The sequence below is a fragment of the Streptomyces pristinaespiralis genome, assembly GCF_001278075.1.
In the GTDB taxonomy this organism is placed as follows: Bacteria; Actinomycetota; Actinomycetes; order Streptomycetales; family Streptomycetaceae; genus Streptomyces; species Streptomyces pristinaespiralis.
The window spans coordinates 5886637-5910900 of the sequence record NZ_CP011340.1; the positions used below are offsets into that span (position 1 = coordinate 5886637).

18 protein-coding genes and 3 tRNA genes are annotated in these 24264 nt (G+C 72.2%); 8 read left to right on the forward strand and 13 right to left on the reverse strand.

Annotated features, from left to right (window positions below; all coding sequences use genetic code 11):
- Positions 1-85: 85 nt before the first annotated feature.
- From SPRI_RS25040 to SPRI_RS25055, 4 genes are all read right to left on the reverse strand, one after another.
- The gene (locus SPRI_RS25040) at positions 86-2008 is read right to left on the reverse strand and encodes an ABC transporter ATP-binding protein (RefSeq protein WP_005318030.1); all 1923 of its coding nucleotides are present in this window, start codon (positions 2006-2008) and stop codon (positions 86-88) included.
- Positions 2005-3738, reverse strand: coding sequence for an ABC transporter ATP-binding protein (locus SPRI_RS25045; protein ID WP_037776854.1), 1734 nt, complete (start codon positions 3736-3738; stop codon positions 2005-2007). Before SPRI_RS25045 ends, SPRI_RS25040 begins: the two co-directional genes overlap by 4 nt.
- Positions 3739-3854: 116 nt before the next feature.
- Positions 3855-5300, reverse strand: coding sequence for an FGGY family carbohydrate kinase (locus SPRI_RS25050; RefSeq protein WP_053557327.1), 1446 nt, complete (start codon positions 5298-5300; stop codon positions 3855-3857).
- 70 nt (positions 5301-5370) lie between these two features.
- A complete protein-coding gene (locus SPRI_RS25055; RefSeq protein WP_037774737.1) occupies positions 5371-5670 on the reverse strand; it encodes a YtxH domain-containing protein in 300 nt (99 codons plus the stop codon).
- Positions 5671-5843: 173 nt separating this feature from the next.
- On the opposite strand from SPRI_RS25055, the gene SPRI_RS25060 reads away from it, so the two are divergent.
- The 3 genes from SPRI_RS25060 to SPRI_RS25070 all read left to right on the forward strand — a co-directional run bounded on the left by SPRI_RS25060 (position 5844) and on the right by SPRI_RS25070 (position 6279).
- A tRNA-Asn gene (locus SPRI_RS25060) sits at positions 5844-5916 on the forward strand.
- A 5-nt stretch (positions 5917-5921) separates the two neighbouring features.
- A tRNA-Asn gene (locus tag SPRI_RS25065) sits at positions 5922-5994 on the forward strand.
- Between the two features lie 211 nt (positions 5995-6205).
- Positions 6206-6279, forward strand: a tRNA-Ile gene (locus SPRI_RS25070).
- Between the two features lie 73 nt (positions 6280-6352).
- Here SPRI_RS25070 and SPRI_RS25075 read toward each other — a convergent pair.
- Entirely contained in the window at positions 6353-7033 is a 681-nt protein-coding gene (locus tag SPRI_RS25075; RefSeq protein WP_005318040.1) for a hypothetical protein, read from the reverse strand.
- Positions 7034-7127: 94 nt separating this feature from the next.
- The gene (locus SPRI_RS25080) at positions 7128-7544 is read right to left on the reverse strand and encodes a VOC family protein (protein WP_005318042.1); all 417 of its coding nucleotides are present in this window, start codon (positions 7542-7544) and stop codon (positions 7128-7130) included.
- Between the two features lie 499 nt (positions 7545-8043).
- Between SPRI_RS25080 and SPRI_RS25085 the strand changes: the two genes are divergently transcribed.
- The gene (locus tag SPRI_RS25085; protein ID WP_078951287.1) at positions 8044-9996 is read left to right on the forward strand and encodes an RICIN domain-containing protein; all 1953 of its coding nucleotides are present in this window, start codon (positions 8044-8046) and stop codon (positions 9994-9996) included.
- Here SPRI_RS25085 and SPRI_RS25090 read toward each other — a convergent pair.
- Positions 9989-10777 carry a VOC family protein gene (locus tag SPRI_RS25090; protein WP_037774741.1) on the reverse strand — a complete coding sequence of 263 codons (789 nt, stop codon included), beginning with the start codon at positions 10775-10777 and terminating at the stop codon, positions 9989-9991. The two genes, SPRI_RS25085 and SPRI_RS25090, sit on opposite strands and share 8 nt — an antisense overlap.
- A 252-nt stretch (positions 10778-11029) precedes the next feature.
- Here SPRI_RS25090 and SPRI_RS25095 point away from each other — a divergent pair, with 252 nt between their 5' ends.
- Complete coding sequence (locus SPRI_RS25095; protein WP_053557329.1) at positions 11030-14728, forward strand: S8 family serine peptidase; 3699 nt, start codon at positions 11030-11032, stop codon at positions 14726-14728.
- 52 nt (positions 14729-14780) lie between these two features.
- Here SPRI_RS25095 and SPRI_RS25100 read toward each other — a convergent pair whose 3' ends face one another.
- From SPRI_RS25100 to SPRI_RS25120, 5 genes are all read right to left on the reverse strand, one after another.
- Positions 14781-16127, reverse strand: coding sequence for a carboxyl transferase domain-containing protein (locus SPRI_RS25100; protein WP_053557330.1), 1347 nt, complete (start codon positions 16125-16127; stop codon positions 14781-14783).
- Positions 16120-17565, reverse strand: coding sequence for an acyl-CoA synthetase (locus SPRI_RS25105; RefSeq protein WP_053557331.1), 1446 nt, complete (start codon positions 17563-17565; stop codon positions 16120-16122). Before SPRI_RS25105 ends, SPRI_RS25100 begins: the two co-directional genes overlap by 8 nt.
- A 304-nt stretch (positions 17566-17869) precedes the next feature.
- Positions 17870-19453: a sensor histidine kinase gene (locus tag SPRI_RS25110; RefSeq protein WP_078951288.1), complete on the reverse strand. Its 1584-nt coding sequence runs from the start codon at positions 19451-19453 to the stop codon at positions 17870-17872.
- A 22-nt stretch (positions 19454-19475) separates the two neighbouring features.
- On the reverse strand, positions 19476-20519 hold the full coding sequence (locus SPRI_RS25115; RefSeq protein ID WP_053557332.1) for a rod shape-determining protein: 1044 nt from the start codon (positions 20517-20519) through the stop codon (positions 19476-19478).
- 81 nt (positions 20520-20600) lie between these two features.
- Positions 20601-21185: a hypothetical protein gene (locus tag SPRI_RS25120; protein WP_037774745.1), complete on the reverse strand. Its 585-nt coding sequence runs from the start codon at positions 21183-21185 to the stop codon at positions 20601-20603.
- Positions 21186-21316: 131 nt separating this feature from the next.
- Here SPRI_RS25120 and SPRI_RS25125 point away from each other — a divergent pair, with 131 nt between their 5' ends.
- The gene (locus SPRI_RS25125; protein ID WP_005318059.1) at positions 21317-22060 is read left to right on the forward strand and encodes an SCO2400 family protein; all 744 of its coding nucleotides are present in this window, start codon (positions 21317-21319) and stop codon (positions 22058-22060) included.
- Positions 22061-22131: 71 nt separating this feature from the next.
- Here SPRI_RS25125 and SPRI_RS25130 read toward each other — a convergent pair whose 3' ends face one another.
- Positions 22132-22587, reverse strand: coding sequence for a MarR family winged helix-turn-helix transcriptional regulator (locus SPRI_RS25130; RefSeq protein WP_005318062.1), 456 nt, complete (start codon positions 22585-22587; stop codon positions 22132-22134).
- Between the two features lie 90 nt (positions 22588-22677).
- On the opposite strand from SPRI_RS25130, the gene SPRI_RS25135 reads away from it, so the two are divergent.
- Both SPRI_RS25135 and SPRI_RS25140 read left to right on the forward strand, forming a co-directional pair.
- A complete protein-coding gene (locus SPRI_RS25135; protein ID WP_005318064.1) occupies positions 22678-23697 on the forward strand; it encodes an NADP-dependent oxidoreductase in 1020 nt (339 codons plus the stop codon).
- Positions 23698-23772: 75 nt separating this feature from the next.
- Positions 23773-24195, forward strand: a complete 423-nt coding sequence (locus SPRI_RS25140) for an organic hydroperoxide resistance protein (protein ID WP_005318068.1) — start codon at positions 23773-23775, stop codon at positions 24193-24195.
- Positions 24196-24264: the final 69 nt, after the last annotated feature.

A 24264-nucleotide genomic window follows, 5' to 3' on the forward strand; every position in this document is an offset into this window, starting at 1 on the left:
GCGCGGGGCCGGGGCCGGGGCCGGGCGGAGCCCGGTTCGGGAAGGGGCGGGGTGGGGGAAAGGCCCCCGGCAGGGGACCCACCCGTCACTCCACCTCGACCACCGCCTGCGCGAACTGCGCCGAATACAGCCGCGCATACGCCCCGTCCGCCGCCAACAGCTCCTCGTGCGTGCCCTGTTCGACGATCGACCCGTCCTCCATCACCAGGATCACGTCCGCGTCCCGGATGGTGGAGAGCCGGTGCGCGATCACGAAGCTCGTCCGCCCGTGCGCGAGCCGCGCCATCGCCTTCTGGATCAGCACCTCCGTGCGGGTGTCGACGGAGCTCGTCGCCTCGTCCAGCACCAGGATCACCGGATCGGAGAGGAACGCCCGCGCGATGGTGATCAGCTGCTTCTCGCCCGCGCTGACGCCCGAACCCTCGTCGTCGATGACGGTGTCGTAGCCGTCGGGCAGCGTGCGGATGAAACGGTCGGCGTGCGCGGCCCGCGCCGCCTCCTCGATCTCCTCGCGAGTGACCTCCCGGGAGGCGCCGTACGCGATGTTCTCCGCGATCGTGCCCCCGAACAGCCAGGTGTCCTGGAGCACCATCCCTATCCCGGAACGCAGGTCCTCGCGGGACATCTTGGCGATGTCGACGCCGTCGAGCGCGATCCGCCCGCCGGTCACCTCGTAGAACCGCATCAGCAGGTTGACCAGCGTGGTCTTGCCCGCACCGGTCGGCCCGACGATCGCGACGGTGTGACCCGGCTCCACGGCGAGGGACAGGTCCTCGATCAGCGGCTTGTCGGGGTCGTAGCGGAACGACACCTTCTCCAGCGAGACCTCGCCGCGGGGCCGCTCGAGCTGTTCCGCGGACGGGGCGTCCGACTCCTGCTCCTCGGCGTCCAGCAGCTCGAAGATCCGCTCGGCGGACGCGACGCCCGACTGCACCAGGTTCGCCATCGACGCGACCTGGGTCAGCGGCATCGAGAACTGCCGCGAGTACTGGATGAACGCCTGCACATCACCGATCGACAGCGAACCGGACGCGACCCGCAGTCCGCCGACGACCGCCACCAGTACGTAGTTCAGGTTGGAGATGAAGAACATCAGCGGCTGCATCATGCCGCTGTTGAACTGCGCCTTGAACCCGGCCTCGTACAGCGCCTCGTTCTGCTCGGCGAAGCCCTGCGCCGACTCCTCCTGGCGGCCGAAGACCTTCACCAGCGAGTGGCCGGTGTACATCTCCTCGATATGGGCGTTGAGCGCGCCCGTCGACTTCCACTGCGCCACGAACTGCGGCTGCGACCGCTTGCCGACCTTCGCCGCCACGAAGACGGACACGGGCACCGTCACCAAGGCGACCAGCGCCAGCAGCGGCGAGATCCAGAACATCATCGCCAGCACACCGATGATGGTGAGCAGCGAGTTGATCATCTGACCCATCGTCTGCTGCAGGGTCTGCGAGATGTTGTCGATGTCGTTGGTGGCCCGGCTGAGCACCTCGCCGCGCTTGGCCCGGTCGAAGTACGACAGCGGCAGCCGCGACAGCTTCGCCTGCACGTCCTCGCGCATCCGGTACACGGTGCGGTTGATGACGGTGATCGACAGCCGTGTCGCCACCAGCATCGTCAGCCCGGCGGCGACGAACACCGCCAGGGCCAGCAGCAGGACCTCGCCGACGGCGTTGAAGTCGATGCCCTCGCCCGGGACGAAGTCCACACCGGAGAGCATGTCCGCGAGGCCGTCGTCGCCGCTTCGCCGCATGCCCTCCAGGGCCTGTTCCTTGGAGGTGCCCTCCGGCATCTGCCGGCCGACGATCCCGGCGAAGATCAGGTCGGTCGCCCGGCCGAGGATCTTCGGCCCGACCACCGCGAAGGCGACGCTCAGCACCCCGGCCGCGAGCATCACCCACAGCGTCGCCCGCTCGGGCGCGAGCTGCCGCAGCAGCCGCTTGCCCGAGCCCTTGAAGTCCATCGATCGCTCGACGGGACCCGTCATCATCCGTCCACCCGGCCCGCTCATGCGGCTTCAGCCTCCGTCAGCTGCGAGAGCACGATCTCTCGGTACGTCTCATTGCCCTCCATCAGCTCGTGATGGCTGCCCGCCCCCACGACCCGGCCCTCGTCGAGGACCACGATCCGGTCCGCGTCACGGATCGTCGACACCCGCTGGGCGACGATCACGACCGTCGCCCCCGACGTCTCGCGGGCGAGCGCCTCGCGCAGCGCCGCGTCCGTGGCGTAGTCGAGTGCCGAGAACGAATCGTCGAAAAGATAGATCTCCGGCCGCTGCACCAGGGTCCTCGCGATCGCGAGCCGCTGGCGCTGTCCGCCGGACACGTTCGTGCCGCCCTGGGCGATGGGGGCGTTGAGCCCGCCCTCCAGCCCGCGCACGAAGTCGGCCGCCTGCGCCGTCTCGAGCGCCTGCCACAGTTCCTCGTCGCTCGCGTCGGGCTTCCCGTAGCGGAGGTTGGTCGCCACGGTCCCGGAGAAGAGGTACGGCTTCTGCGGCACGAGCCCCACGGTCCTCGCCATCAGCGCCGGCTCGAGCTCCCGCACGTCGACCCCGTCGACGAGGACCTCGCCGCCCGTGACGTCGAACAGTCGCGGCACCAGGCCGAGCAGGGTCGACTTGCCGCTGCCCGTGGAGCCGATGATCGCGGTCGTCTCGCCCGGGCGTGCCACCAGGTCGATGCCCCGCAGCACCGGCTCCTCGGCCCCCGGGTAGCGGAAGTCGACGCCCCGCACCTCCAGCCGGCCTCGGCCGCGCAGCTCCGTCACCGGTGCGAGCGGCGGCACCACGCTCGAGTCGGTGTCCAGCACCTCCTGGATGCGCTCGGCACACACCTCGGCGCGCGGCACCATCATGAACATGAAGGTGGCCATCATCACGGCCATGACGATCTGCATCAGGTAGGCGAGGAACGCGGTCAGCGCGCCGATCTGGATGGCCCCGCTGTCGATGCGCTGCGCGCCGAACCAGACGACGGCGACCGAGGAGACGTTCACGACCGTCATCACGGTCGGGAACATCAGCGCCATCAGCCGGCCGGTGGACATCGAAACGTCGGTCAGCTCCTGGTTCGCCCCGCGGAAGCGCCCCTTCTCGTACTCGTCCCGTACGAAGGCCCGGATCACGCGGTTGCCGGTGATCTGCTCGCGCAGCACCCGGTTCACGGTGTCGAGCCGCTCCTGCATGGTGCGGAACAGCGGCCGCATCCTCTTCACGATCAGCGAGACGCAGATGCCGAGCACCGGCACGACCGCGAGCAGCACCGCCGACAGCGGCACGTCCTGGCCGAGCGCCATCACGATGCCGCCGACGCACATGATCGGCGCCGACACCATCAGGGTGAACGCCATCAGCACCAGCATCTGGACCTGCTGGACGTCGTTGGTGGTGCGGGTGATGAGCGACGGCGCCCCGAAGTGGCCGACCTCGCGGGCGGAGAAGCTCTGCACCCGGCCGAAGATGTCGGCACGGACGTCGCGGCCGAGCGCGGCCGCCGTCCGCGCCCCGTAGAACACGGCCCCGATGTTGCAGAGCACCTGGACGACGCTGACGCCGATCATCAGGGCGCCGAGGGCCAGGATGTAGCCGGTGTCGCCCTTGACGACACCGTTGTCAATGATGTCCGCGTTCAGGGTGGGCAGATAGAGGGTGGCGCTGGTCTGCAGCAGTTGCAGCGCCACCAGGAGGCCAATGGGTTTCTTGTACGGACGGAGATAGGTCCGCAGCAGTCGTATCAGCACGCGCTGTCTCTCGGGCTCGGCAAGATCGGGGGTCACCCCATCTTCCGACACCGGGTCGGCAAAACCGCAAGGGTTTTCCCCAAGCGCCGGTCAAGAACAGCTTGTACGACCGCGCGTCACGACGTGGCGTCGAACGCCCCCGGGTGGATCTGGTCCCGCGTCGCGCCGTACTGCTGCCGCACCGCCTGTCCGACCGCCAGCTCCTCGCCCGGCTCGAACACCTGCGCCGCCGCGCCCTGCCAGGCCGGCGGAGCCTGCGGCGACAGGGTGCCCTGCGCGGCGCCCAGCGCCCACGCGGCCTGCCGGGCCGCGCCCAGCGCCGCGTAGTCGGCCGGCTGCGGCACGACGACCTGCGCGCCGAAGATCGCCGGTGCGAGCGCCTGTACGGCGGGCAGCTCGGCGGCCGCCCCCAGCAGGAACACCCGGCGCACCTCCACGCCCCGGCGGCGCAGCACGTCCATGGCGTCGGCCAGCGAGCAGAGCATGCCCTCGAACGAGGCCCGCGCCAGGTGCTCGGGCTTCATCGACTCGCGCCGCAGTCCGGTCAGCGTGCCCGCGGTGTGCGGCAGCTGCGGTGTCCGCTCGCCCTCCAGATACGGCAGCAGCACCAGCCCGGACGAGCCGGGCGTCGACTTCATCGCCAGCGCCGAGAGCTCGGAGAGGTCGGTGACGCCGAGCAGTTCGGCGCTGCCGCGCAGCGCCCGTACGGCGTTGAGGGTGTGCACGACCGGCAGGTGCATCCCGGTCGCGTCGGCGAACGAGGTGATCGTCCCGGTCGGGTCGGGCAGCGCCTCGTGGTGCACGGCCATCACGGAACCGGACGCCCCCAGCGACACCACGGCGTCGCCGACGGCCACCCCGAGCCCGAAGGCCGCCGCCATCGTCTCGCCGGTGCCCGCCGAGATCAGCAGCCCTTCCGGGGTGGTGCCCGCGGCTTCCGCGGGGCCGAGCACCTCGGGCAGCGCGCACTGCTGCCCGAGCGCCAGCTCGACCAGATCGGTGCGGTAGGCCCCCGTGCCGGCCGACCAGTAGCCGGTGCCGGACGCGCCGCCGCGGTCGGTGGTCCTGCGGGCCGGCCGGCCCAGCAGCTGCCACACCAGCCAGTCGTGCGGCTGCATCACGGCGGCGACGCGTCGTGCCGCGTCCGGCTCCGCGCGGGCGAGCCAGCGGAGCTTCGCCACCGGCTGCCCGGACTGCGGCACCGAACCGACGGCTTCCGCCCAGGCCTGCCGACCGCCGAGGGCGTCGATGAGATCCGCGGCGGCGGCCTGCGCCCGCTTGTCGTTGCCGAGCAGGGCGGGGCGCACCGGAGCGCCCTGGGCGTCCAGCGTGATCAGGCCGTGCTGTTGCGCGGAGACCCCGATGGCCTGGACGCCCTCGAGCAGGCCGCCGGTGGCCGCCTCGCCGAGCGAGAGCAGCCACGCCTGCGGATCGATGTCGGTGGCCTTGGGTTCCACGGGGTGCGGCGCACACCCCTGACGCAGCACGGCTCCCGTGTCCGCGTCGCAGACGACGATGCGCGTGAACCCAGACGAACTGTCCAACCCGGCGACTATCCCCATGTCCGGAATTCTGCCGTACGCGGGAGGTGTCCGGCGTCACGCCCGCCGCGGGCGGCCGGGACCGGCCGCCTCAGGTGTTGGTCGTTCCCCAGTCGTCCTCGGCGCCCCCGCCCCGCTCCCGGAGCGCCCGCACCCGGTCGGACACCGAGTCGGGCACGCGGTCACCGACCTTGTCGCTGACCGCGTGGAAGGCCTTGCCCGCCGCCTCGCGGCCGTTGTGGGCGGCGGACTCGGCGGCGTTGCGGACCGCCGGGTTCTGCGAGATCTGTCGCGCGGACTTCTTGAGCTGCTCGTAGCGCTCGCGCCCGGCCCGTGTCCCGAGCACGAAGCCGATGGCCAGTCCCGCGACGAACGTGAGCTTGTACCGCATGGGTGACACCCTTCCGTTGCGTCGGTGCTGCCCGCCTACCCGTCGGGACCTGTGATCACCCGGCGCCATACCGATTGGCGGAGCACCCCCCTGGTTGCGCTAATGTATGTGTCGCAGCGAGCGCACGCCCCCTGGGACGCCCCGGGTAGGTACGTTCGGTGCACACGCAGCAATCCCCTGTAGCTCAATTGGCAGAGCAGCCGGCTGTTAACCGGCAGGTTACTGGTTCGAGTCCAGTCGGGGGAGCGCGATCCCCTGTAGCTCAATTGGCAGAGCATTCGGCTGTTAACCGGAGGGTTGCTGGTTCGAGTCCAGCCGGGGGAGCAGATGGGAAGAGGGCCCCTCGGGGGCCCTTTTTCATGTGTGCGCGGGAGCCCGGACAGGGCGTTCGGTGTGTTCCCGGCAACATTCCGGAACCGCGTGGGCCGCAGCGAAGTCCTCATGGTCGAGCGTTGTCGACCATGCGAGGCAGGAGATCGTATGACCGGCTATGCTGCGGCAGACGGCGCGCACAAATGTGCGCGACGCGCCGTTAGGGGCGGTAGCTCAGCCGGTTAGAGCAGCGGACTCATAATCCGTCGGCCGTGGGTTCGAGTCCCACCCGCCCCACCCAAGGAAGGTAAGGGGAAACGTCTCCCCTCCTCGTGAGGCGCGCGACATCCCGTCCGGATCCGCGGCGAGTTCACTCTCCCGGCCCCTCGAGCCCCTCGATCAGAGTGGTGAGCTCGTCCAGTGTCCACGCCTCGGCGGCTCCTGGGCACCGGGACAGATAGCGGGCCACGGCGGCCGGCTCCCAGGTGCCGTCGCCGCACAGGCCGTGGGCCAGGTGCAGCAGATACGGGGCCGAGGGCTTGTTCCAGGTCACCTCCGGCAGCCGCCAGGGTGCGGTGAACGTGAGCACCGGGATGCCCTCGAGGTGGCCGAGGAGCATCAGCGTCTCGTACCGGCCGGGGCCGAGCGCGGCTCTGCCCTCGGTGAGCACCGCTGCCAGGTCGAGGTCCTTGCCGGGGACTTCGTACATCTCCTGCGCGGCGATGTCGGAGAACTGCTGTGCGGTGACGAGGTGGGCGCGGCCCCAGACGACGCCGACGGTGGCGGGGTCGTAGAAGGCCCGGCCGCCCTGCCACACGGGCGACTCCGTCGCGAAGTACAGCGTTCCCGGGAACTCGACCGGTGAGGAGCGCACCGGCGGGCGCCGGTCGCGGCAGCCCGGGTAGCTCCGTGCGGCGCCGGGGGGCCGGCCGCCGGTGAGGTAGTACCGCAGCCGGTCGGTGTCCATGTTCGAGCCGTACGACGCGTACCAGATGTGCTCTCCGGGCGTCGGTGCTGCCGGCGCGGTCGCGAGGCGGTGGACGGTGGTCACGGACGACTCCGCTGACGTGGGTCTGGGTGGTTCCAGGCTACGGGCTGGTGTGCGGCCGGGGCGGCCGCACACACTCGCCGGCCGAGGCCTGCGGTCAGCCCTGGCTCTCGTTGATGTTGACCATCCAGGAGATGCCGAACCTGTCGACGCACATGCCGAACGTGTCGCCCCACATCTGCTTCTCGAGAGGGACGTTGACCGTGCCGTCGGCGGAGAGCTTCTCCCAGTAGCCGCGGAGTTCACCGGCGTCCTCGCCGCTCAGGCTGATCGAGAAGTTGTTGCCGGGCTTGTGCTCCATCCCGGGCGGGGTGTCGGCTCCCATCAGCGTGAAGCCGCGGTCCGTCTCGAGCATGCCGTGCATGATCTTGTCGGCGTCGCTCGGAGAGGTCTCGCCGCCGATGTCGGCGTAGGTGTTCAGCCGCAGGTTTCCGCCGAGGACGTTCTTGTAGAACTCCATGGCCTCGCGCGCGTTGCCGGCGAAGCTGATGTACGGGTTGAGGCGAGATGACACTGGACGCTCCTTTTGTGGGGCAGGTCGGTTCTCGCAGGGTAATTGCCCCGGTACTGCTTTTTGCCGTCACACGCGGTGCGGCGGCCGTGGGGGCGCGACCGGCTGATCCGTGCGCCCGTGTCGCCGTAAGCCGCGCGGCGGTCGCGGACGCCGCTGGACGTGATTGCGGCTTCCGTCAACCACGGCCGTCGGAATGCTTCTCCATTGTTGTACTTACTCGAGTTCCAGAAAGCGGTGTCCGTGCCCGAAACTTGTCTTGACCGGCGCGTTGTGAATGGTCGGGGTTCCGGAACTCTTGTTAGTGGCAGGCCAGTTGTGTAAGGGTGAGCCCTCTCACACCCGAACAGGACTGCTCGGATCAACCGTTCGAATTCCATTGCGGTGGCCAACTCCAAAAGAGCGTCGAGCCGCCCCGCTCGAAGGTATGTACCAATCGGTGCACTTCTTTCGGCCCCACACAGCAACCCCCCACCGCATTGCCATGGATGGAAAGACGTCAATGCAACAACCCCGCACGCCCGGAACCGTCCCCTCTTCGCAGCCCGGCCGCGCCCCCGGGGTCTCCGACGAGGAGCTCGCCGCCGCACTGCAGGCCGGTGGAGGGGGTCTGGAAGTCCGGCCGATGGCCACGCTGCTCGCTCGGCACTGGCAGTCCGTGTTCGACTACGCCTCAATTTGTGCGACCTCGAACAAAACCGCTTCGATGCTGACCGCCGCGGCTTTCGCGCAGCTGATGGAAAGTCTGGCGCGCAACGCGGCCGCGGGGGCGCTGAGGCCCCATCTTCTGGTGACCGTGCGTCATATCGCCAAGGTGTGGGCGGGCGACCCGACGGTGGCCTCGGTACTGACCGGACTCATGAATCCGGAAGGCCCCGGGGAAAACAGGCAGTTGGTCTCCCGGGCATTCCATGTAATGCCGATGACCGCTCAGGTACTCCTCTGGCACGCCGAGGTCGAGGCCGAAGGTATATCCATACCGGCGGGTTTGTCGGGGCTTGATCCACGGGTCGCCTCCGCCCAGCTCGAGCAGGCCCGCGAACAGTTCAGGCAGGCGTGCGTGCGGGTCCACCGGGAGTACGCGCCGACCGCGGAGTGCCGCCACTACAACCGCCTGCTCGACATCTCGCTGCGCCGGGGCGGGGTCCTGATCCCCGACATCCAGGTGCATCTGTCCGAGTGCTCGTACTGCCGGTTCGCCGCGGACCAGCTCCGGCACTCCGGCGGGCGGCTGGGCATGCTGCTGGCGGAGGCGCTGCTGGGCGGGGCGGCCCGGTCGTACCTCGACTCGCGGCCGGGGAGACGGCGCAGGGCGAAGGCGGCGCAGGACGCGGCCGGCCCCGGGCCCCGCGGCCCGCGGGGGAGCGGCCGGCACTCACGCGGCGGGGGGCCCCGCACACTGCGGAGCCTCGCACTGAAGAGCCGGCGGATCGCGGCGGTGGGCATCGCGCCCGGAGCGCTGACCGTCGGCGCCGCGGCGGCCGTGACCGGGCTGCTCGTCATCACGCTGGCATCGGCCCTCTGGCAGGAGGACGACAGACAGGCCGGCCCGAGCGTCCCCAGCGGCGCGGTCACCGGCACCGCCCCGCCCGCACCCGGGGCGGGCGCCCCCGGGCCCTCCACTCCCGCGCCCGACCCGACGGCCACCTCGGCCGGCCATCCGGCGGCCCCGCTGACCACCCGGCTGCGCAACGCCGAGGCCGGACTCTGCCTCGACATCACCGACCCCGCGCCGCGGGCCGGCACGGAGGTCACCATGGCGGCCTGCTCCGCCGCACCCACCCAGAAGTGGGTGTACGAGAGCGACGGCCGGCTCCGCAGCTCGGCCGCCCCCGCGCTCTGCCTCAACTCCCACGGACTCGATGGCATCGTTGTCCTCGACGGCTGCACCAGCCGGACCGCGCCCGACGCGGTGGACGTCCGCTACGACCTGACCATCCAGGGCCAGGTGATCCCGCGGTGGAACGACCGGCTGGCCATGGTGCCCGCGTCGACCGAGCCGGGGGCGAACGTGGTGGTCAAGGTCCGCGACGAATCACCGGCCCAGGTCTGGCGGACCGACGCCTCGCCCGTGGGGACACGGCAGCAGTCGGGTACGGGGCAGACTGCCCCGTACGCGGAGGAGGTCAACGCGCCGCCGTCGGCGGACCACGGGTGTGCCGGCGAGCCGTGTTCCGCGCCTTCGGCCGGTCGGGGCGCAGGCGCCGCGCCCGGCGACCCCGGTGTCCCCTCCGGCGCCGGCCAAGGCGCCGCCCCCGACGCCGGCCGTGCGCCCGAAGGTGTGCCGGGAGGCGAGGCCGGGGACCCGGCGGAGGACGGTCTGCGCCGGGTGGACGACCCGCCGCCGGACCAAGGGGCGCAGCAGAGCCCTCCGCCTCTGGTGACCGCCGTGGTGAGCCGGAACGCGACGCTCCCGCCCGCCGGGCCCGCCGCTCCCGGTCCCTGGGTCAGGTGAAGGCGGGCATCTCGCCGGCGGTCGTGGTGACGTCGATGACGGAGAACGCGGCGCCCTGCGGGTCGCGGACCGACGCGTAGCGTCCGTAGGCGCTGTCCAGCGGCCCCCGCTGAAGCGTGCCGCCCAGCCTGGTCACCGTGTCGATCGCCGCGTCGCAGTCCTCGACGCCGAAGTACACGTTGACGTACGGGTGGAGGTCGGGCGGGAAGTCGTCCGTCATCCTCAGCCGGCCCGCGACGGGCTCACCGCCGAGGTGCCACACGGTGAAGTCGAGCGAATCCTGCTGCATCCGCTTCGCCTCGTAGGGGAAGAGGGAGCCGAAGAAGTGGTCGGCTCTCTCCACGTCCCTGGTGGTGACCTCCGCCCAGCAGTACGCGCCGGGCTCGCCGGTCTTCCCGAACCCCGTGTGGGCGTCCGGCTGCCAGAGGCTGAAGAACACACCGCTGGGCTCCTCCGCCGTGACCATGGTGCCGAAGGAACCGACCGGCATCGGATCCATCAGCAGCGCGCCACCGTTGTCGCGGATCCTCTCCGCGGCGGACGCCACGTCGGAGGTCGCGAAGTACAGGTTCCAGGCCGGCGGTCCGCCCGTTCCCGGCATCCGGGGCACGACGGCCGCGACGGCCTTGCCGTCGGAGAACGCCTGCGTGTAGCCGCCGAACTCGGGCGAGCCCTCGTCGAAGGTCCAGCCCAGCAGCTCGCCGTAGAAGGCCTTGGCGGCCTCCACGTCGGGAAACATCGCGTCGGCCCAGCAGGGTGTGCCTTCGGGGTGCGCTGCCATCGTCTCCAAGCCTTCCTGCCCGTCGGGTCTCTCCCGTCGCACGCTATGCGTCCCCGTGCCGGGCCGCCCGTCGGGCGCGCCCGGCACGGCGCCGTCCCACCTCACGCCCTGCCGCTGTGCGCCTGCTGGCGGGTCGCCGCCATGGCACGTACCCGCCAGCGGACTCCCGTTCGCAACCGCCTTGATCGCGTCGAGACTCTTCGCAGCGTCCGGAGCCACCCCTTCCACCGGGCGTCCCGAGGAGAGTCGTTCATGACCAGAGCACCCGCGAGACGCAGAGCCCGGCTGATCGCCGCCGGGGTGTCCCTCGTACTGCTCCCGGCCGGACAGGCCTTCGCCACCGGCTCCGACCGTGAACCGGTCGGAGCCGCAGCGGGGACCGCCGCCGCCAGGGCCGCCCAGGCGGCGCACACCGTCACGCTGGTCACCGGCGACAAGGTGACCGTCACTGACCTCGGCGGCGGCAAGAAGTCGGTGGCCGTGGAGCGGCCGAAGGGCGCCGTCGGCGCCGTGCGCAGCGAGATCACCGACGGGCGGGTCACCGTCGTGCCCGACGAGGCACGGCCGTACCTGGCCGCCGGAGTGCTCGACAAGAGGCTCTTCGACGTCACCGGGCTCATCGAGCAGGGGCTCGCGGGCCAGGACGGTCTGCCGCTGATCGTCGGCTACGCGAAGGGAGCGCAGCGGACCGCCACCCGCGGCGCGGACACCGTCCGGCCGCTGCCGAGCGTCAACGGCGCTGCCGTCGAGGCGGCGGCGTCCGGGGAGTTCTGGCGTGCGGTCACCTCCGCCAAGTCCCGGTCGGCGTTCGGCGCGGGCATCGCGAAGGTGTGGCTCGACGGCCGGGTCGAGGCCGACATGGCCGAGTCGAACGCGCAGATAGGCACGCCCACGGCATGGGAGGCCGGGCTCACCGGCAAGGGCGTCAAGGTCGCCGTACTCGACACCGGCGTCGACGCCTCCCACTCCGACCTCAAGGACCGCGTCACGGAGTCCAGGAGCTTCATCGAGGGCGAAGAGGTCGCCGACCGCAACGGCCACGGCACCCATGTGTCCTCCACCGTCGGCGGCAGCGGCGCGGCCTCCGGCGGACTGGAGAAGGGCGTCGCCCCGGGCGCGGAGCTCGCCGTCGGCAAGGTGCTCAGCGACGAGGGCAGCGGCAGCGAGTCGCAGATCATCGCCGGTATGGAATGGGCCGCCAAGGACATCGACGCCAAGATCGTGTCGATGAGCCTCGGTTCGCAGGAGGGTTCGGACGGCACGGACCCGATGGCGCAGGCCGTCAACACGCTCTCCGCGGAGACCGGCGCGCTGTTCGTCGTCGCCGCGGGCAACAGCGGCACCTCCGGCTCCATCGGCTCGCCCGGCGCCGCCGACGCCGCGCTCACCATCGGCGCCGTCGACGCGTCGGACCAGGCCGCCTACTTCACCAGCCAGGGACCGCGCTTCGGCGACAACGCGCTCAAGCCCGACCTGTCCGCGCCCGGCGTGGACATCCTCGCCGCTCGCTCGCAGCTCACCGCGGGCGAGGGACCGTACACCGCGATGAGCGGCACCTCCATGGCCACGCCGCACGTCGCGGGCGTCGCCGCGCTGCTCGCGGAGAAGCACCCCGACTGGGACGGGCAGCAGCTCAAGGACGCGCTGATGAGTACGTCCGAGCAGCTCGACGCCTCCGCCTACGCGCTCGGCGCCGGCCGTCTCGACGTCCCGGGCGCGGTCGGCGCCACGGTCACCGCGACCGGCAGCGCGAGCCTCGGCTTCTTCCGCTGGCCCTACGCGGAGAACGAGCCCGTCACCAGGACGGTCACCTACACCAACCACTCCGACGCGCCGGTCACCCTCGACCTCGCCCTCGAGAACGCACCGGCCGGTGTGTTCTCCCTCGCCGACACCACGCTCACCGTCCCCGCGCACGGTACGGCGCAGACGTCCGTGACCGGTGACGGCACCGGCGCGCCCGTCGGCAACATCTCTGCCCGCATCGTCGCGAAGGCCGGGGAGCGCACCGTCGCGCGCACCGCCGTCGGGCTGGTCAAGGAGGAGGAGCGCTACACGCTCACCGTGCGCGTCCTCGACCGTGACGGCGCCGCGACCGCCGCCCACCTCGGTGTGCGGAAGCTGGAGAAGGGCCACGACCCCTTCCCGGCGACGGTCGGCGACTCCGGCACCCTCGAACTGCGGCTGCCCCCGGGCACGTACACCGTCTCCTCGTTCCTCGACGTACGCGGCAGCAACGGCAAGGGCTCGCTCGGCATCGGTTTCCTCACCGACCCCGAGATCACCCTCGACCGGGACCGTGAGATCACCCTCGACGGCCGGACCCTGCGGGAGGTGCGCGCCGACGTCGGCCGGCGGACGGAGACCCGCCAGCTGCTGATGGAGTTCGACCGCGACGCCAACGGCGTGTCCTACGGCGGCGCGGTGCAGGTGCCGCCCCTGTACGACAGCGTCTTCGCGGCGCCCACCGACAAGCCGGCGACCGGCTCGTTCGAGTACCGGACCGTCTGGCGTCTCGGCAAGCCCATGCTCGACGTCAGCGCGGGCGGCCGGCTGCTCGCGGACACCCGGCTCCAGGCCGGCGCGGCCGTCCTCGACGGGAAGCAGCGGCTCGACGTCGTCGACGCCGGCGCGGGCACCACCGCGGACTACACGGGCAAGGACGTCCGCGGCAAGGCGGTCGTCGTACGCCACACGGGCGCGGTCGACCCGGCGCGGCTCGCCCAGAACGCCCAGGACGCGGGCGCGAAGGTCCTGTTCGTCACCGACGACGCCCCCGGCAGGCTGATGGCCTGGTTCGGCACGGAGAGCTACGAGGACCGGCCGCTGCACGTCGCCACCGTCGGGGCGGCGGACGGCGCCCGTCTGACGGAGGCGGCCCGCCGCCACCAGCGCCTGGAACTGACCGGCACGCAATACACGCCGTTCGTGTACGACCTCTCGGAGGGCCACCCCGGCGCCGTACCGGACCGTGACCTCGTCCACCGGCCCGGAAAGCGCGATCTGGCCGTACTGGACGCCAAGTTCCACGCGGCCGAGCCTGCCGACGGCGGCGAGTTCCGTTACTCGATCACCGACACCTTCCCGATCGGTTTCGGCTTCCAGGAGAAGATCGCCTTCCCCGTCGAGCGGACCGACTACGTCTCCGCCGGCGCCGGCCAGCACTGGCACGAGTCCATGAGCATCGGCCCCGGCGCCATCGAGCAGCGCAGCGGTACCCCGTCGTACAAGGGCGGCACCCGTTCCGAGCTCAACTGGTTCAAGCCCGTGCTGCACCCGTGGCTGGGCACCGGTCTCGGCTGGGGACAGACCCGCAGTGGCAACGACCTCCAGTTCAACACCCCCGGCTGGGGCGACTCCGGTCCCGACCACACCGGCTTCGGCGACGTGTGGAGCGACGACTCCATGACGCAGTTCACCGAGGTGTACGCGGACGGCGAACTGGTCGACCGCCGCATGAGCTCGGGTGCCTACGCCCGGGACGCCGACCCGGCGGAGAAGACGTACAAGGTCGTCACCGACACCACCCTGGACGCCGAGCGGTGGCGGCTGGCGACGAAGGGCCACACCGAGTGGACCGTCCGCTCCGCAAAGACCCCGGCCGACCGGCGGACCGTCCTGCCGATGCTCAACCTCGGCTTCGACGTCGACACCGACCTCCGCGGTGACGTCCGGGCCGGCAAGCGCCTCGGCCTCGGGATCTTCGCCGAGTACGTCAAGGGCGCGGCGGACACCGGCCGGATCGGCGGCGGTTCGCTGGAGGTGTCGTTCGACGACGGCAGGACATGGACCGCCGTGGAACTCGACGGCGTGCGGGGCGCGTCCGCGGCCTGGGAGGGCACGGTCCGCGTCCCGGGCGACGCGCGGTACATCTCGGTCCGGGCCTCCGCGAAGGACGACCGGGGCGGCTCCGTGCAGCAGGAGATCATCCGTGCGGTGGGTGTGAAGTAGCCCGCCGGCAAAGGGGAGGCCCGGTACGTGCTCCGTACCGGGCCTCCCGCCGTCACCCCGGCCCCACGATGCCCCGTACGACGCCCAGTTCGACCAGGTCCTGGGGGCGCAGCCGCAACTGGTCCGCGAGGTGCGGCACCTGGTCGGGGGAGCGCTTGAGGATCGCGGCGGCGAGTTCCGGTGCGATGACGGAGAAGTAACTCGCCGGTGTGGCCCAGGTGTTGCCCGGCGCGGCCAGGGCCAGCGCGCCCCCCGAGCCGCCTTCTCCGATGAGCAGGCTGGTGAGCGGCGTGCGCGCGGCGGCGACCGCCGTGAACAGCTCGGCGATGGCCGCGCCCGCGCCGGAGCGTTCCGCCTCCGCGTCGTTGGCCGCCCCCGGGGTGTCGATCAGCGTCAGCACCGGCAGGCCCAGCCGGTCCGCGAGCCGCACGACCCGGGCGGCGGTCCGGTAACCGGCGGGCGTGGTCGCCGTTCCGCCCTGGGCGACGTACGCGACAGGGCGCCCGTCACGCAGTCCCACCCCGCAGAGCATGCCGGGGTCCTCGCCGCCGCACCGGTCGCCGCGCAGCGGCTCCCGGCGCGTGAAGTAGTCGTCGAGGTACGCCTCTGCCCGTGGCCTGTCCGCGCCGCGCGCCTGCCGCACGGCGTCCCATCCGGTGCGCGACGGCTCCCCGCCCGCGCCGAGCGCCCGCGGCGGATCCACGGGCTCGCGTTCCGCGGCCAGGGTCGCGGGGGCGAGCGCCCGCACCCAGAACGCGAGCGTGTCGCGCAGGGAGCCGGGAGGGACGACCGCGTCGATCTGGCCCGCCGCGAGCTGGCCCTCCGCCGTGTACGCGGCCGGGTCCGCGTCCGCCGGACGCACGCGCGAGCCGGCGAAGCCGACCTGCGCGCCGGGCAGCGCCAGGATCACGTCGGCACCCGCGCCGAGCGTGGCCCAGCCGCCGCCGGTCGTCGGGTCGCGGAGCACGGCGATGTGCGCCACGCCCGCCTCCCTCAGCAGTACCGACGCGCGGGCGACCCGCTGGAGCTGGCCGAGCGCGATCATCCCCTCCTGCATCCGGCTGCCGCCGGTCGCGATCAGCGAGACGAGCGGCAGCCGGCGCTCACGGGCCAGCGCGTACGCGGCCTCCAGCCGGTCCCCGGCCCGCTCGCTCAGCGAACCGCCGAGGAAGCCGAACTCGAAGGAGATCAGGACGCATTCGGTGCCGCCGATCAGGGCCGTGCCGTAGACGACGGACTCCGCCGAGCCGGTCCGGCGTGAGGCACGGTCGCGCTGGGCGCCGTAGCCCTCCCAGCCGAGCGGGCCGTCGCCCGCGTCGGGCAGGTCGGCGAGCTCCTGCTCGGTGAAGCCGCTGCTGACCAGGGCGATCGCCTCGCGGGCGGACACACGCTCAGCCATGGAGCGCCCGCTTCATGATCTTGCCCATGTCGTTCCGCGGCAGGACGTCGAGGAACCGGACGGTCCGCGGTCGTTTGTGCGGGGCGAGCTGGGAGGCGACGTGGCCGGTCAGCTCCTCCGCGGACGGCGGGGCGGCGGGGTCCGCGGCGACGATCCAGGCGACCACCCGCTCGCCCAGGTCCGCGTCGGGCTCGCCGGTCACCGCGGCCTCGCGGACGGCCGGGTGGTCGAGCAGCACGTTCTCGATCTCGCCCGCGCCGATCTTGTAGCCGCCGCTCTTGATCAGGTCGGTGGTCTTCCTGCCGACGATGCGCACGTAGCCGTCCGGCTCGCGCACGGCCATGTCGCCGGTGCGGAACCAGTCGCCGTCGAAGGCGGCGGCCGTGGCGTCCGGCCGGTTCAGGTACTCGGTGAACAGGTTGTCGCCGCGCACCTGGATCTCGCCGATCGTCTCGCCGTCGCGTACGGCGATCTCCGTGCCGTCCTCGTCCACCAGCCGCAGCTCCACGCCGCGCAGCGGCACGCCGACGGTACCGGGCCGGGCCTCGCCGTCGACGCGGACGCTGGTGTTCATCAGGGTCTCCGTCATCCCGTACCGCTCGATCACCCGGCGGCCGGTCGCCTCCGCGATGCGGGCGTGGTCGGGCAGCGGCAGGGCCGCGGAACCGGAGACCAGCAGCCGCGCACCGGCCAGCGCCTTCGTCAGCTCGGCGTCGTCGTCGAGCGCCTCCGCCAGCCGGTGGTACATCGTGGGCACCCCGAAGAGCATCGTGCCGCCCGAGCCCAGCTCCCGTGCCACGCCCTCCGCGGTGAAGCGGCCCAGATGACGCACCTCGCCGCCGCGGCGCAGCGGTCCGAGGACACCGAGGATCAGCCCGTGCACATGGAACAGCGGCAGCGCGTGCACCAGTACGTCGTCGGAACTCCACTGCCAGGCGTCCTGCAGGGCGTCGAGCGAGGCGGCGACCGCCCGCCGGGGCAGCACGGCGCCCTTGGGCGGGCCGGTGGTGCCGGAGGTGTAGACGATCAGCGCGGGGGACCCGGCCGCCGGCTCCGGCGGCAGCTCGCCCGCCGTGCCCGTCACCGCGATGTCGACCCGCCTCAACGGCTGCAGAGGCGCAGGCAGTTGGTCGTCCGGCGCGGCGAGCACCGCGGTGGGCGCGCTGTCCGCCACGATGTGGGCCAGTTCCCGGTCGCCGGTCCGCGGGTTCAACGGCACGACCGGTACGCCGGCCAACAGGGCCGCCACCACGCCGACCGCGGTCTCGAGGGTCGGCCCGGCCCACAGCGCGACGCGCTCCGCCCCGCCGATCCGCAGCGCGAGCGAGCCCGCCGCGCCCCGCAACTGCGCGTAGGTCAGCGACCGTTCCCCGAACCGGAGGGCGACCCGGTCGGTGCCGGTGGCGGTCGCCGCCAGCGCTGGGAAGAGGGAACTCACTCGTCGGCCTCCTGATGTCGTCGTATGCCGCACCCGGCGGGATTCCCGGGACGGCCATTGTCTCCCCCACGCGAAGGAGCCGCCGGGCAGGCGGCTCCCTCCACGGAACGATGCGCCGGACCCCTCGAGTCCGGCAGGATCGACGGCGTCCGGCGGGGGAACGCCCGCCGCCCGGCCGGCGTCCACGGGGGTGGCCGGCCGGGCGGTGCCGTCGCCGCCCGACGAGCCTTCCGGTGCCGGGCAGGGGTCTCGGTTCCTGGCGGGCCCGCGCCACGGCGTCCGGCACGGTCGGGGGGTGCCGTGTCTACAGCGGGCGATACCAGGTCAGCGTCGTGCCACGCGTGCCCTCGTCGTCCAGGCCGTCGTCCGTCACCGTCAGCCGTACACCCTGGCGCCCGTCCGGCAGTCGCACCGTCGCGTCGACGTGCACGTCGACCGACGAGACGTCGCTCCTGCGGTGCGCGGCGGCCAGGGCGCCGCGCAGGGCCGCCAGCAGCTCGCGGTCCGCCGGCTCCTGCACCAGCGTGTCGACGGCGCCGCTGAAGTGCACCGACGGCAGCAGACCGAGCGGCACGGCCGCCCCGCGGGTCTCGCGCAGCACCTGGCCCCTGAACGTCGCCGGCGCGTCGGCGGGCGGCTGCTGGAGGGCGAAGATCGTGGTCCGCACCTCCTGGATGGTCGAGTCGAGCTCGTCGACGGCCTGGCCCAGCAACCGGTCCGTCGACCCGGCCTCGGCCCGCCGCCGCGTCGACTCCAGCATCATCTCCGTGGCGAACAGCCGCTGGACGACGAGGTCGTGCAGATCCCGGGCGATGCGGTCGCGGTCCTCGTACACGGCGAGCTGCTCGCGGTTGTGCCGGGCGTCGGCGAGCACCAGCGCGAGCGCCGCCTGTGAGGCGAACTGCGTGGCCAGCAGCCGTTCCAGACCGGTGTACGGGCGGCCGCCGCGCCGCCGCGGCAGCGCCAGGGTGCCGATCAGCCGCCCGCCGCTCTGCAGCGGCAGCATCATGCTCGGCCCGAAACGGCTGCGGACATGGGTGGTCATCCGCGGATCGGTGGCCGCGTCCTCGATGAACACCGGTTCACCGCCGAGCAGTTGGACGAGTACCGGCGAACCGGGCCGGATGGTCGTGCCGACGATGTCCCGCGGGTCCTCCAGGGTGGAGGCCGTGACGATCTCCATGCCGCCCTCCTGTGTGGGCTGGAGCACCACGCCGGCGGCGGCCTCCGCGAGGTTCCGGGCCTGCTCGGCCACGGTCATCAGCGCGTCGTCGGCGCTCTCGCCGGCAAGCAGTGCGTTGGTGACGGCCGCGGCGCCCTCGATCCAGCGCTCGCGCTGCCGGGCCGTCTCGTGCAGCCGTGTGTTGCCGATGGCGATACCGGCCTGCGCCGCGAGCACCTGCAACAGCGCCAGGTCCTCCTCGGAGAAGGCGTCGCCGGTCGGCGGGGTCAGGCGCAGGTCGCCGAACATCTCGGCGTCCACCCTGATCGGGATGCGCAGCGGCTCGGCGCCCGCCGAGGGTGCGTCCGCCGGGGCGGCCGGACCGCCGGACGGGTCCGGGGACCGCCCCGCGCCGCCCGCCGTGGCCGTGAACCGTTCGGCGAGGCCGCCCCGCTCGGGGTCGACCACGCCGAGGGAGGCGCCGCGCGCACCGGTCAGTACGGCGGCGGTGTCCACGATCTGCTGGAGCGTGGTGCGCAGATCGAGGTCGGTGCCGATGCCGGTCACCGCCTCGAGGAGCGCCGCGAGCCGCGACGCCCCGACAGGCCGCTGCCCCGGGCGGCCGGTGCCGCCCGGGGTGTCCGGGTCACTCTCGCGGGGACCGTCCGGGACGGCCGGGCCGCCTGCGCCCGCTCCGGCGCCGGGGTCCGCGGGGCCGGTGGCCACCGTTCCCGTCTCCGAGCCGGTCTCAGTCGGCCGTGGCGAGCGAATCGAGGTCCAGGGGCTGGATCCGGCCCTCGAGCATCGCGCCGAGCCCCTGCACGGTGCAGGTGTCGGGCCGTTCCGCGATGCTGACCGTCATTCCGGTGGCATCGTGCAGCATCTGGTCCAGGCCCGGCAGCAGAGCGCTGCCGCCGACCATCATGATGCCGCGGTCGACGAGGTCGGCGACGAGGTCCGGCGGGCAGTCCCGCAGCACCTTGCCGATCCCGTCGAGCACCGAGGTCAGCGGGGTGTGGATCGCCTCCCGCACGGCGGCCGTGTCGACGCGGACGGAGCGGGCGAGGCCCGTGGCGACGTCGCGGCCGTGGATCTCCGTCGACGCCGGGCCCTGCGGGGTGAGGCCGTTGCCGTGCAGGGCGAGCTGGAGCGGCCGTACGGACTGGCTGGGCAGCATCAGCTCGTGCCGGTGGCGCAGGTGCTGGATCACCGCGTTGTCGATGGCGTTGCCGCCGATGGGGATACGGGTGGCGGTGACGATCGAGCCGAGGGACAGGACGGCGATCTGTGTGGTCGCGGCGCCGCACACCATGATCATGGTCGCGCTCGGCTGCTCCACGGGGAGCCCGCAGCCGACGGCCGCGGCGATCAGGGTGTCGACCAGCTCGACCCGGCGGGCGCCGAGGCCGACCAGTGTCTCGACGGTGGCGCGCTGGGCGAGCGGGTCGCTGTCGTGCGGGGTGCTGGCGGCCGCGCGGAGCCGGGGCTTGCGGCGCAGCTGCCGGCGGAGCTTCTCCCCGAGCAGGTGACGCAGCATCCGCTGGGCCATGTCGATGTCGACGACGGTGCCGCCGGAGACGGGGCGCGCGACGCGGATGTAGCCCGGTGTGCGGCCGGTCATCTTCTCGGCGAGCTCGCCGACCGCGATCAGCGCCCCCGTACGGGTGTTCACGGCGGCGACGCTCGGTTCGTCGACGACAAGGCCGACGCCCTTGACGAAGACGCGGGTTCTGGCGGCGCCCAGGTCGACTGCCACATGGCAACGGCGCAACTGCTCAAGGCTGACGGTCACGGCGGGTCCTCCCGAGTGCGGTACGTGTTCGCATCGTGCGATCGCCGCGGGCGGGGCGCGCGCTGGGCTGAGCCGTCGGGACTACCTACCTGACGGGCCGACAGATCGGTCCACGAGGCGTTGCAGCAGGCCCCAGGTGAACTCGGCGACCCGCGACCCGCCGTCGGGCAGGGTGAACGAGAGCCGCCATCTGGTCGGTGCCGAGCCCTCCATGGGGCGGGCCGGCGGGAAGGCCCTCGCCACCTCGTCGACGGTGCACGACCAGGGCACCAGATCGTCCGCCGTCCGCAGTTCGGGGCCGGCCGCTCCCGGCGCGCGAACCAGCCACTCGTTCCACACCGCGCCGTTGTCGGCGGCCAGAACCTCGAAGCGCAGGTCCGGCCAGAGCGGCAGGCGCCACAGCAGGGCGTCGCACTCCAGGTCGCCGATCCGCCGACGGAGGACCTGTTCGGGTTCGCCGAGCACCGAGCGGTAGCGCGACAGCGACCCGCGCGATCCCCGCGCGCGCAGCATCGCCTGCCAGCGCCGGTTGGCCTCGCGCTGCTGCGCGAGCGACACGCCCAGGGCGTGCCGCGCGTCCTCCGCGAGGCCCGGCTGGAAGTCGGCCATCCGGCGCAGCAGCACCAGTTGGAAGTCGAGCGGTCCGAAGCGGGCGTCAGGGGTCATGGCCGACATCCTGCCCGGTCGGTGGCGTCAACCACGGCGAGTCGGCTCGCCGCGGAATTGAGCTTTCCACACAGGATCTGCACAGGCTGACCCACCGCAGGTGCCCGGTCGCCGAATAATCTTCGGGCGCCATGGATTACTGCCACCCGTGCGGACGGCATCTCAACGGCGCCCTGGCCTGTGCCGGGTGCGGCACACCTGTCGAGGAACTCCGCCACCACAGCCCCCGTGCTCCCGAGCCCGACCACGTCTACGAACTGGACGTGGTGGCAGAGCCCGCGGACAGCGCCGGGCCGCGCCGCTCGCGCCGTCAGGCCCCGTCGCGGCGCAAGCCCGCGGGCCGTCGTGCCCGTAAGCGGCGCGGTCGCAAGGTGGTGCTCGGAACGCTCGGCCTCGTGCTGGCGGCAGGGGCGCTGAGCCTGGCGGAGCTGGCGATGGAGGACTCCGGGGACGACGGCGCGGCGACGGCGGTCAGGGAGGATCCGGTCGTCGAGTCGGAGATGCCGGAGCCGACGGCCTCCGACGACTCGCCGGGCGCTCCGGACCAGGTGAAGGAACCCGCCGTCACCAAGTCCTCGTCGCCGCGACCGGGGAAGTCCCGGTCAGGCGGTGGCGGCGACGGCGACGGTGAGGGGGAACCGGGCCGTACGGGCTCGGACGCGGGGAGCGACGAGCCCTCGGAGGCCGGGCCGAGCGGCAGCGGCTCCCCTTCTGCCTCGGCCTCCGGCGACCCCGGGAGCCCCGAGGAGCCCGGGAGCACGGACGGGAGCTCCGCGGACCCGGACGATCCCGACGAGCCCGGCCAGCAGGACCCGCCGCCTCCGGAGCCGACGCCGAGCGAGACGTGCAGCCGCTTCCTGTTCTGGTGCGTCTAGGGCGTACCGGGGCCCCACGCCCGTGAGCCGGTGCGCCTACGGGCCCGGTGGTGCCGGGAAGCCTGGGGGTGTCAGGAACCGGCGGCGGGCGGCTCCGGCACGTCCTCGCCCAGCATCCGTCTGAGCAGGTCCCGCAGGACCGAACGCTCGACCGCCGTCAGCTGCGCCAGCGGCTCGCGCGCGAAGTCCAGCGACTCCCGCAGCCGCCGTGCCGTGCCGCGGCCCTCCTCGGTGGCCGCGGCGATCTTCACCCTGCGGTCGGCCGGGTCGGGGCGGCGCTCGACCAGGCCGCGCGCCTCGAGCCGGTCGACGATCCCCGTCACGTTCGACGGCTCGCACCTCAGCTTCTGGGCTATGCGGCGCATGGGAGTGGGCTCCATGGAGAGCAGTCCCAGCACACGGGCCTGCGCCCCCGTGAGGGAGTGCTCGGCCGCGGCCTGCTCGTACTCCGCGTGGTAACGCGCCACGACGGCGCCGATGAGCTCGACGACCTCGAGGGTCAGGGGATCTGTTCGCTGGGCGGCCATGGACATCAGGATAACCCGATACTTGACAACATGAAATATTCAGGCGCATGGTTGTTTCAGGTAATGAAGCTTTTCTAGGAGGAACGCAGCATGTCCGCACTTCCCGCGTCCGGCCGTGAATGGCACCTTGTCGCCCGCCCGCACGGCTGGCCCAAGGCCGAGGACTTCGCGCTGCGCGACGCGCCCGTCACCGAACCGGCGGAAGGCCGCATCCTCGTGCGGAACCTCCACTTCTCCGTCGACCCCTACATGCGCGGCCGGATGAACGACGTGAAGTCGTACGTTCCGCCCTTCCAGCTCGACCGTCCCATGGACGGCGGCGCGGTCGGCGAGGTCGTCGCTTCGAACGCGGAGGGCTTCGCCGTCGGCGACCACGTGCTGCACGGCCTCGGCTGGCGAGAGTACGCCGAGGTGCCCGCCAAGCACGCCACCAAGGTCGACGCCTCGCTCGCCCCGCTCTCCGCCTACCTCGGAGTGCTCGGGATGACGGGCCTGACCGCCTACGCGGGCCTGTTCGACGTCGCGTCCTTCAAGGAGGGCGACGCGGTGTTCGTCTCCGGCGCCGCGGGTGCCGTCGGCGGCCAGGTCGGCCAGATGGCCCGGATCAAGGGCGCCTCGCGCGTCATAGGCTCGGCCGGCTCCGACGAGAAGGTCAAGCTCCTCGTCGAGGAGTACGGCTTCGACGCCGCCTTCAACTACAAGAACGGCCCCGTCGCCGCACAGCTGAAGGAGGCCGCCCCCGACGGCATCGACGTCTACTTCGACAACGTCGGCGGCGAGCACCTCGAGGCGGCGATCTCCTCGTTCAACGTCGGCGGCCGCGCGACCATCTGCGGCATGATCGCCCAGTACAACGACACCGAGCCGACCCCCGGCCCGCGCAACCTCGCGCTCGTGATCGGCAAGCGGCTGCGCCTCCAGGGCATGCTGGTCAATGACCACACCGCGCTCCAGCCGCAGTTCGTCCAGGACGTGGCGGGCTGGATCGCCTCCGGTGAGCTCAAGTACAACGAGACCGTCGTCGAGGGCATCGAGAACGGCTACGAGGCCTTCGTCGGACTGCTCCGCGGTGAGAACACCGGCAAGATGATCGTTTCCCTCGGCGGCTGATTCACCCGTTAGGCTCTTGCCCAGCCGTCGCGATCGTGGGCGCGAGTCGCGGCGAACCAGCAGGAGGAAGACTTCATGTCCATCCAGCAGTCCGATGTGCTCTACACCGCGGTGGCCACGGCGGAGAACGGCCGGGACGGCCGTGTCGCCACGCACGACGGCACGCTCGACGTCGTCGTCAACCCGCCCAAGGAGATGGGCGGCAGCGGTGCCGGCACCAACCCGGAGCAGCTCTTCGCCGCCGGGTACAGCGCCTGCTTCCAAGGGGCCCTCGGTGTCGTAGCGCGCCAGGAGAAGGCGGACATCTCCGGCTCGACGGTCACCGCCGAGGTCGGCATAGGGAAGAACGACGACGGCTTCGGCATCATCGTCAAGATCTCCGCGACCATCCCGAACGTGGACGCCGCCACCGCCAAGGACCTTCTCGAGAAGGCCCACCAGGTCTGCCCGTACTCCAAGGCGACCCGCGGCAACATCACGGTCGACCTCGCGGTCTGACCGGCAGCGCCGAGCACGACGCAGGGCCGCACCCCGACCGGGGTGCGGCCCTGCCGTCCGTGACGGAGG